The following is an 8,716-nucleotide window of genomic DNA, read 5'->3' on the forward strand; positions in this document are numbered from 1 at the left end:
CGGGTTCGCGCCCGACCGGCTGGCCGAGCAGGTCGTGCTGACGCCCTCTTGCGGGCTGGCCGGGGCGTCGCCCAGGTACGCCCGCGCGGCGCTGGCGGCCTGCCGGAAGGCGGCTCAGGTGCTCAGGGACGATCCTGAAAGCGGGCTGCAAGGCGGCTGAGTAGCCTCCGGCTCATGATTCTTCGCACTGTGGCGGTGGCCGCCGCCGTACTGATGGCTTCAGCGTCGCCTGCCCTGGCGAACCCGGAGGTGTGGAGCTGGGGGTCCATCTACTCCGCCAATCGGGCGGGCAAGGCCAAGGGGAAGGTGGTGCACGACCGTCCGGGGTTCGTGGTCAGCGGGAAGCTGTACGACTTCCCCGGGCGTACGGGGTGCTCCTGGCTGACGTTCCGGTGGGTCAAGGAAGAGGGCGGCAAGGGGTACAAGACGTACCACAACTGCTCGGGTACGAAGCCGCTGGAGTTCTCCTTCCCGACCGGATACATGCTCTCGATCGAGGGCAAGGTCTGCCGCGGCACGTCCACGAAGGCCACCGGCGAGTGCTCGACCTGGGAAGGTGTTTGGGCCCAGGGCGGCTGAGCCTTCGTTCTTGTCGGTGCTCGGCGGTAGCGTTTGGTCAGGGTGTTGGACGAGAGGAGACCCTGGTGAGTGAGCCTGGCGCCGAGGTTCAGGGCGTGCCCGTGGCCGCGCTCAAGCGGCATGCCGAGCTGAGCGAGCTGGTCGAGGACGCCCGCTGGCGCTACTACGTGCTCGACCAGCCCACGGCCAGCGACGCCGAGTTCGACGAGTGGTTCAGGGAGCTGCTGGCGCTGGAGGAGGCGCATCCGACGCTCCAGACGCCCGACTCGCCCACACAGAAGGTGGGCGCGCCGGTGTCGGGCGATTTCGCCAAGGTGCAGCACCTCAACCGGATGGAGAGCCTCGACAACGCCTTCAACGACGCCGACATGGCCGCCTGGATGCAGCGGGCCGAGCGGCTGGCGGAGGGCGATCCGGGCCCGTACCTCTGCGAGCTGAAGATCGACGGGCTGGCGATCGCGCTGGTCTACCGCGACGGCAAGCTGGAGCGGGGCGCGACCCGTGGCGACGGGCGCACGGGCGATGACGTGACCGCCAACGTCCGCACGATCAAGGGCGTCCCCCACCGGCTCAAGGGTGACGACATCCCCAGCCTGGTCGAGGTGCGCGGCGAGGTCTACATCCCGGTCGAAGACTTCAACAAGCTCAACGAGCAGCTCGTCGAGCAGGGCAAGCCGCCGTTCGCCAACCCGCGTAACTCCGCGGCGGGCACGCTGCGGCAGAAGGATCCGCGCATCACGGCCCAGCGGCCGCTGCGGATGCTGGTGCACGGCATCGGCATCTGGGAGGGCTCGGCCGTCCCGAAGGCGCAGTCCGAGGTCTACGACCGGCTGCGGGAGTTCGGGCTGCCGGTCAGCGATCTCTACAAGGTGGTGCCCGGGCTCACCGAGGTCGACGACTTCATCGAGCACTACCGCGTGCACCGGCACGATCCCGCGTACGAGATCGACGGGGTGGTCGTCAAGGTCGACGACTTCCGCACGCAGCGGGAGCTGGGCTCCACGTCGCGGGCGCCGCGGTGGGCGATCGCCTTCAAGTACCCGCCGGAAGAGGTCAACACCAAGCTGCTCGACATCCAGGTGGGCGTCGGCCGCACGGGGCGCGTGACGCCGTACGCGGTGATGGAGCCCGTGGTGGTGTCGGGCTCGACCGTTGAGCGGGCCACCCTCCACAACGCCGCCATCGTGGTCAAGAAGGGCGTGCTCATCGGCGACACCGTGGTGCTGCGCAAGGCGGGCGACGTCATCCCCGAGATCGTCGGGCCGGTGATGGCGCTGCGCGACGGGTCGGAGCGCGAGTTCGTCATGCCGACCCACTGCCCGGAGTGCGGCACCGAGCTGGCGTACGAGAAGGAGGGCGACGCCGACCTGCGCTGCCCCAACGCGCGCGGCTGCCCCGCCCAGATCCGCGAGCGCATCTACTTCGCGGCCGGGCGGCGCGCGCTCGACATCGACGGGCTGGGCTACGTCGCGGCCACCGCGCTCACCCAGCCGCTGCCGCCCCAGGAGCCCGTGGTGCGCACCGAGGCTGATCTGTTCGACCTGACGCTGGAGCAGCTGCTGCCCATCAAGTCGGTGGTCCGCGACCAGGACACCGGTCTGCCCAAGCTCGACCCCAAGACCGGGGAGCAGAAGGTCGTCACCTTCTTCTCCAACATCGACGGCAAGCCCAGCCAAAATGCGCTGGTGCTCCTTGAGGAGCTGGAGCGGGCCAAGCAGGTGCCGCTCGCGCAGGTGCTGGTGGCCCTGTCCATCCGCCACATCGGCCCGCCCACCGCCCGCGCGCTGGCCGACGAGATGCGCTCGATCGACCGCATCATGAACGCCTCGGAGGAGGAGCTGGCCGCCGTCGAGGGCATCGGTTCTCGGGTGGCGGCCACGATCCGGGAATGGTTCTCGGTCGACTGGCACCGCGAGATCATCGAGCGGTGGCGGGCCGCCGGAGTGCGGATGGAGGACGAGCCCGCGCCGGAGAAGGGGCCGCAGACCCTCGCGGGGCTGACGTTCGTGGTGACGGGGACGCTTGAGGGCTACACCCGCGACTCGGCCTCCGACGCGCTCACCAGCCGGGGCGGGAAGGTGTCGGGGTCGGTGTCCAAGAAGACGTCGTTCCTGGTGGCGGGGGAGAACGCGGGGTCGAAGTACGACAAGGCGGTGAGCGTCGGGGTGCCGATCCTGGACGGGTCTGGATTCGAGATCCTCCTGAAGGAAGGCCCGGAGGCGGCGGCCGCAGCCGCGATCACCCCAGAGGCTTAGTCCTGCGGTGGAGTCCGGCGCCAGTGTGCGGTGCTCGGCTGGTGCACGGGTGTGGCGCTTGCGTGGGTGGCGTCGTCGGCACAGCGTGCCGCTGCCGGGTGCGATGGCATGCGGTGGGCTGAGGTCAGGACGCCAAGAGCAAGCCTGAGACAGTGCCGCGGTGGAGTGCGGTGGCTCAGGTTAGGACGCCAGCTACCCGAGACGGAGTGCGGTGGCTGAGGTTGGGACGCCAAGTAATCCGAGACGGTGCCGCGGTGGAGCGCGGTGGCTGAGGTTGGGGCGCCAGGAGCAAGCCTGAGACGGCGCCGCATACGGGTGTGGTGAGGCGGTGCCGCATCCGGGAGGTGGGGGCTGAGGTTCCGGAGTCACGAGCGAGCCTGGGTCGGTACCGCATCCAGGAGGTGGGGCTGAGGTTTCGGAGCCGCGGGCGAGCCCCGGGGCGGTGCCGCATCGGGAGGTAAAGGCTGAGGTCCCGGGTCATGGGCGAGCCCGGGCGGTGCCGTATTCGGGGTGCGGGGGCAGTGGTCGGGGCGGCGGGGGAGAGCCCGGAAGGCCGGTGTCGTAGGGGATGGCGGGGCTGCGGGGGTGGGGCCGTGCCGGGAGTGTGTGCGGTTTGCTACCGAGGGTGGTTTTTGGGTATATGTCGGAAAGGAGAAGTGACGGAACGTACGCGCTTGGTTTCGCGAAGTGGGGTGAAGGTCGTACCCTCCCATAGTGACCTAATGGGGGTTCTGTTACCGATGACTGGCCCAACCGACACCCGCGACACCGGACCACGCGTCGGCACGCCGCTGTGGGCGTTCCTCGCGGGCATAACCGTGATCGGCTTCACCGCGCTCGTGGTGGCCATGCTCAGACTGGACGCCACCGGGCTGCTGGAGCTGGCCCGCACGTCGTTGTTCTGGATGCTGGCGGTGCTGGTGATGCTGGGTGAGCTGAGGCCCGTGATGGTGTCCTCCGCCACCGCCGTGGGCGGCACGTATCCGTCCACCATGTTCACCTTCGCCGTGCTCCTGCACTTCGGGCTGCCCGTCGCGGTGCTGATGCAGGCCGTCGCCGTGACCATGAACGGGGTGGTGACGCGCAAGTCGTGGCATCGGGTCATGTTCAACGTCGCTCAATCGACTCTCGCGCTCACCGCGGCGGCTGTGGTGCTGGGGTTGTTCGGCATCGTGCCGAGCCCGGCCGTGCCCTGGGTGCCGGATGGCGGCGACCTGCCGGCGATCGCGCTGGCCGGGGTCGCGTACTTCGCCACCAGGGCCACCCTCGTGTGCGGCGCGGTCGCGCTGCACGAGCGGCGCTCGATCACGCGGGTGTTCAAGGTCACGGTCGTCCCGCAGGCCCTCGTGTACGCCGGGCTGCTCGGCCTGGCGCCCCTGGTCGTCGTGGTCATGGAGCACTCGCCCGGGCTGGTGCCCCTGTTCGTCGCCCCCCTCACCGCCGTCTACTTCACTGCCACGCTCTCCATGCGCCGCGACCACCAGGCCCTGCACGACGAGCTGACCGGCCTGCCCAACCGCAAGATGCTCATCGTCAGCACGGAGGAGGCGCTGGCCGAGGCCAGGCAGGACGAGCGGGTCGGCCTGTTCCTGCTCGACCTCGACCGGTTCAAGGAGGTCAACGACACGATGGGGCATCCGGTGGGCGACCGGTTGCTGCAGATGGTCGCGCACAGGCTCACCCATTCGGTACGGCCGGGCGACGTCGTGGCGAGGCTGGGCGGCGACGAGTTCGCCGTGCTGCTGCCCTCGATCAGGGACGCCCACGCGGCCAGGGAGGTCGCGGCGCGGCTGCGCGCGGCGCTGACCGAGCCGGTCCGGTTGGAGGGCATGACCTTCGACGTGGACGGCTCTGTCGGGATCGCGCTCTACCCGGACCACGCCCCCGATTTCGAGCTGCTCCTGCAGCGGGCCGATGTGGCCATGTACCTGGCGAAGGAGGGACGTACCGGCGTAGAGCTCTACCAGCCCGACAAGGACCGCAACTCTCCCGAACGCCTCAACCTCCTCGGCGACCTACGCCGCGCCATCGACAACCGCGAGCTCCGCCTGCACTACCAGCCCAAGGTCAGCCTCGAGACCGGCGCCGTCCAGGGGGTCGAGGCCCTGCTGCGCTGGCACCACCCGGTGCACGGGCCGATCGCGCCGTCGGAGTTCGTCCCGCTGGCCGAGCAGTCGTACCTGATGCGGCCGCTCACCGCGTACGTCATCGAGGCGGCGCTCGAGCAGGGCGCCCGCTGGTGGCACGCGGGGATGCGGGTGCCGATCTCCGTCAACATCTCGGCCCGCGACCTGCTCGACTCGGCCCTGCCGGAGCAGCTGGAGGAGGGCCTGGCCGGCTACGGGCTGCCGCCCGGGGCCATCCAGCTGGAGGTGACGGAGCGCATCCTGACGGGCGACCAGGCGTACACCCAGGAGACGATCAAGGCCCTGGCCACGCTGGGCGTGCCGCTGGCGCTCGACGACTTCGGCACCGGCTACTCCTCGCTCATCAGGCTCCAGCGCCTGGCGGTCTCCGAAGTCAAGATCGATGCCTCGTTCGTACGCCGGATCGCCGAGTCGGAGGACGACGACCGGATCGTCCGCTCGATCGTGGACCTGGTCCGCTCGCTCGGCCTGCGCTCGGTCGCGGAGGGAGTGGAGTCGGACGAGGTGGCGATGAGGCTGGCGGAGATGGGGTGCGACATGGGGCAGGGGTGGTTGTTCGGCCGGTCCATGCCCGCCGCCGACGCCACGGTCTGGCTCAGGGAGCACGCGGGCGCGGGGCCCGGGATCGAGTACAGCTACCGGCCCGAGGTGAGCCGCTCAGCCTGACCCACGTCCATTTGCCCGGCGGACACGGTGAGGGCCCTCAGCGGCATGGTCACGGCGATGAGCACCACCAGGGGCCGGACCTTCCAGCGAAGAAATCCCCGGTCTGGCAGCGAATGGGTGGAGGGCATCGTTCGTTGCGGCGCGGATAATGGTTCGGGCGTGCTACGTCAAGCCCCCTAGGATGGCAGTGTCCAAAGACTCCATCCACGAAACGGGTTAACCGACTCATGTCCGCCATAACCCGCGACGAGGTCGCACACCTGGCCCGGTTGTCCAGGCTGGCGCTCACCGACGACGAGCTCGACCACTACGCCACCCAGCTCGATGCCATCATCGAGGCGGTCGCGAAGGTGGCAGAGGTCGCCGCCGAGGATGTGCCGCCTTCGTCGCACGCGCTTCCGCTGACCAATGTCTTCCGTGCCGACGAGGTGCGACAGTCCCTGACGCCCGACCAGGCGCTCTCCGGCGCGCCCGCCGTCGAGGACGACCGATTCCGGGTGCCGCGCATCCTCGGGGAGGAGGCATGAGCTTGATCCGCAAGACCGCCGCCGAGCTGGGTTCGATGATCGCCGGTGGCGAGGTGTCGGCCGTCGAGGTGGCCGAGGCGCATCTCGACCGCATGGCCGAGGTGGAGCCCAAGATCCAGGCGTTCCTCCACGTCGATCGCGAGACGACGCTGGAGCAGGCGCGGGCCGTCGACGCCAGGCTGCGGGCGGGCGAGAAGCTCGGACCGCTGGCCGGCGTGCCGATCGCGCACAAGGACATCTTCACCACGCGCGACATGCCGACGACGGCCGCGTCCAAGATCCTCGAGGGGTGGCGCCCGCCGTACGACGCGACCGTCACCGCGCGGCTGCGCGAGGCCGGGCTGGTCTTCCTCGGCAAGACGAACCTGGACGAGTTCGCCATGGGCTCCTCCACGGAAAACTCGGCGTACCAGGTCACCCGCAACCCGTGGGACCTGTCCAAGGTGCCGGGCGGCTCGTCGGGCGGCTCGAGCGCCGCCGTGGCCGCGTACGAGGCGCCGCTGTCCACGGGCACCGACACCGGCGGCTCGATCCGGCAGCCGGCCTCCGTGACCGGGATCGTGGGCATGAAGCCGACGTACGGTGGCTCGTCCCGATACGGCATCATCGCGTTCGCGAGCTCGCTCGACACGCCGGGCCCGTTCGCGCGTAACGTGCTCGACGCGGCGCTGCTGCACGAGGCGTTCTCCGGGCACGACCCGATGGACTCGACCTCGATCGACGCGCCCGTGCCGAGCGTGGTCGAGGCCGCGAAGAACCCCGACATCGCCGGCATGCGGATCGGTGTCGTCAAGGAGTTCGCCGGCGAGGGCTACCAGGCCGGCGTGCTGGCCCGCTACCACGAGGCCATCCAGCTCCTGGAGTCGCTGGGGGCTAAGGTCGTCGAGGTCTCCTGCCCGTCGTTCACCACCGCGCTGCCCGCGTACTACCTGATCGCGCCGTCGGAGTGCTCGTCCAACCTGGCGCGCTTCGACGCCATGCGCTACGGCCTGCGCGTCGGCGACGACGGCACCCGCAGCGCCGAGGAGGTCATGGCGCTGACCAGGGCCGCCGGGTTCGGCCCCGAGGTCAAGCGGCGCATCATGCTCGGCACGTACGCGCTGTCGAGCGGCTACTACGACGCCTACTACGGCCAGGCGCAGAAGGTGCGCACGGTCATCTCCCGCGAGTTCGAGGCCGCCTACCAGCAGGTGGACGTGCTGGTGTCGCCGACCACGCCGACCACGGCGTTCGCGATCGGCGAGCGCACCGACGACCCGATCGCGATGTACCTCGCCGACCTGTGCACCATCCCGTCCAACCTGGCCGGCAACGCGGCCATGTCGGTGCCGGTCGGCCTGGCCGACGAGGACAACCTGCCGGTCGGCCTGCAGATCATGGCGCCGGTCCTGGCCGACGACCGCTGCTACCGCGTCGGCGCCGCCGTCGAGAAGGCCCTGGAGAGCCGCTGGGGCGGCCCGCTGCTGAAGGAGGCCCCGTCGCTATGACCATGGTCTATGACGAAGCGCTTGACCGGTTCGAGCCGGTGCTCGGCCTGGAGACGCACGTCGAGCTGGGCACCAAGTCGAAGATGTTCTGCGGCTGCAAGACGACCTTCGGCGCCCCGCCCAACACGCAGGTCTGCCCGACCTGCCTGGCGTTCCCCGGGTCGCTGCCCGTGGCCAACGCCCAGGCCATCGAGTCGACCATCCGCATCGGCCTGGCGCTGAACTGCTCGATCGCCGAGTGGTGCCGCTTCGCCCGGAAGAACTACTTCTATCCGGACATGCCGAAGAACTACCAGATCTCGCAGTACGACGAGCCGCTCTGCGTCGACGGCTACGTCGACGTCGAGGTCGAGGGCAAGACCGTGCGGATCGAGATCGAGCGGGTGCACCTGGAGGAGGACACCGGCAAGTCCACCCACGTGGGCGGCGCGACCGGGCGCATCCAGGGGGCCGACTACTCGATCGTCGACTACAACCGCGCGGGCATCCCGCTGGTCGAGATCGTGACCAAGCCCATCCCCGGCACCGACCGGCTCGCGCCCGAGGTGGCCAAGGCGTACGTCACCGAGCTGCGGGAGATCATGCGCTCGCTCGGCGTTTCCGACGTGCGCATGGAGGAGGGCTCGCTGCGCTGCGACGTCAACGTGTCACTCATGCCGCGGGGCTCGTCCGAGTGGGGCACCCGTACGGAGACCAAGAACGTCAACTCTCTGCGCAGCGTCGAGCGGGCCGTCCGGAGCGAGATCGAGCGGCAGGCCGGCATCCTGGCCGAGGGCGGGAAGATCGTTCAGGAGACCCGGCACTTCCACGAGGACACCGGCACCACCACGTCGGGCAGGTCCAAGGAGGAGGCGCAGGACTACCGCTACTTCCCCGAGCCCGACCTGGTGCCGATCGCGCCCGACCCGGCGTGGGTGGCCGAGCTGAAGGCCGCGCTGCCCGAGCTGCCGTCGGTCAAGCGCCAGCGGCTGCAGGCCGAGTGGGGGCTGTCCGACCTCGACATGCAGGCCATGTACAACGCCGACGCCATCGACCTGGTCGAGGCCACGGTCGCG

Annotated in this window: 6 protein-coding genes and 1 pseudogene; all 7 read left to right on the forward strand. The window is 69.8% G+C overall.

Features of this window, described 5'->3' with window-relative positions:
• A pseudogene (locus tag AB0J09_RS47000) lies at positions 1-160 on the forward strand (methionine synthase); the annotation flags it as partial.
• 14 nt (positions 161-174) lie between these two features.
• Positions 175-579 (forward strand): hypothetical protein, encoded by a 405-nt coding sequence (locus AB0J09_RS47005; protein ID WP_360706614.1) that lies wholly within the window; start codon positions 175-177, stop codon positions 577-579.
• Between the two features lie 65 nt (positions 580-644).
• Positions 645-2,834 carry an NAD-dependent DNA ligase LigA gene (gene ligA / locus AB0J09_RS47010; protein ID WP_360706617.1) on the forward strand — a complete coding sequence of 730 codons (2,190 nt, stop codon included), beginning with the start codon at positions 645-647 and terminating at the stop codon, positions 2,832-2,834.
• Positions 2,835-3,574: 740 nt separating this feature from the next.
• Positions 3,575-5,647 carry an EAL domain-containing protein gene (locus AB0J09_RS47015; protein WP_360706620.1) on the forward strand — a complete coding sequence of 691 codons (2,073 nt, stop codon included), beginning with the start codon at positions 3,575-3,577 and terminating at the stop codon, positions 5,645-5,647.
• Positions 5,648-5,874: 227 nt separating this feature from the next.
• The gene (gene gatC, locus AB0J09_RS47020) at positions 5,875-6,174 is read left to right on the forward strand and encodes an Asp-tRNA(Asn)/Glu-tRNA(Gln) amidotransferase subunit GatC (protein ID WP_344991736.1); all 300 of its coding nucleotides are present in this window, start codon (positions 5,875-5,877) and stop codon (positions 6,172-6,174) included.
• Positions 6,171-7,661 carry an Asp-tRNA(Asn)/Glu-tRNA(Gln) amidotransferase subunit GatA gene (gatA, locus tag AB0J09_RS47025; RefSeq protein ID WP_360706623.1) on the forward strand — a complete coding sequence of 497 codons (1,491 nt, stop codon included), beginning with the start codon at positions 6,171-6,173 and terminating at the stop codon, positions 7,659-7,661. Before gatC ends, gatA begins: the two co-directional genes overlap by 4 nt.
• Positions 7,662-7,663: 2 nt before the next feature.
• On the forward strand, positions 7,664-8,716 hold a 1,053-nt coding region (gatB, locus tag AB0J09_RS47030), incomplete at its 3' end, for an Asp-tRNA(Asn)/Glu-tRNA(Gln) amidotransferase subunit GatB (RefSeq protein WP_360706625.1).

The sequence above is a fragment of the Nonomuraea sp. NPDC049784 genome (assembly GCF_040659615.1).
In the GTDB taxonomy this organism is placed as follows: domain Bacteria; phylum Actinomycetota; class Actinomycetes; order Streptosporangiales; family Streptosporangiaceae; genus Nonomuraea.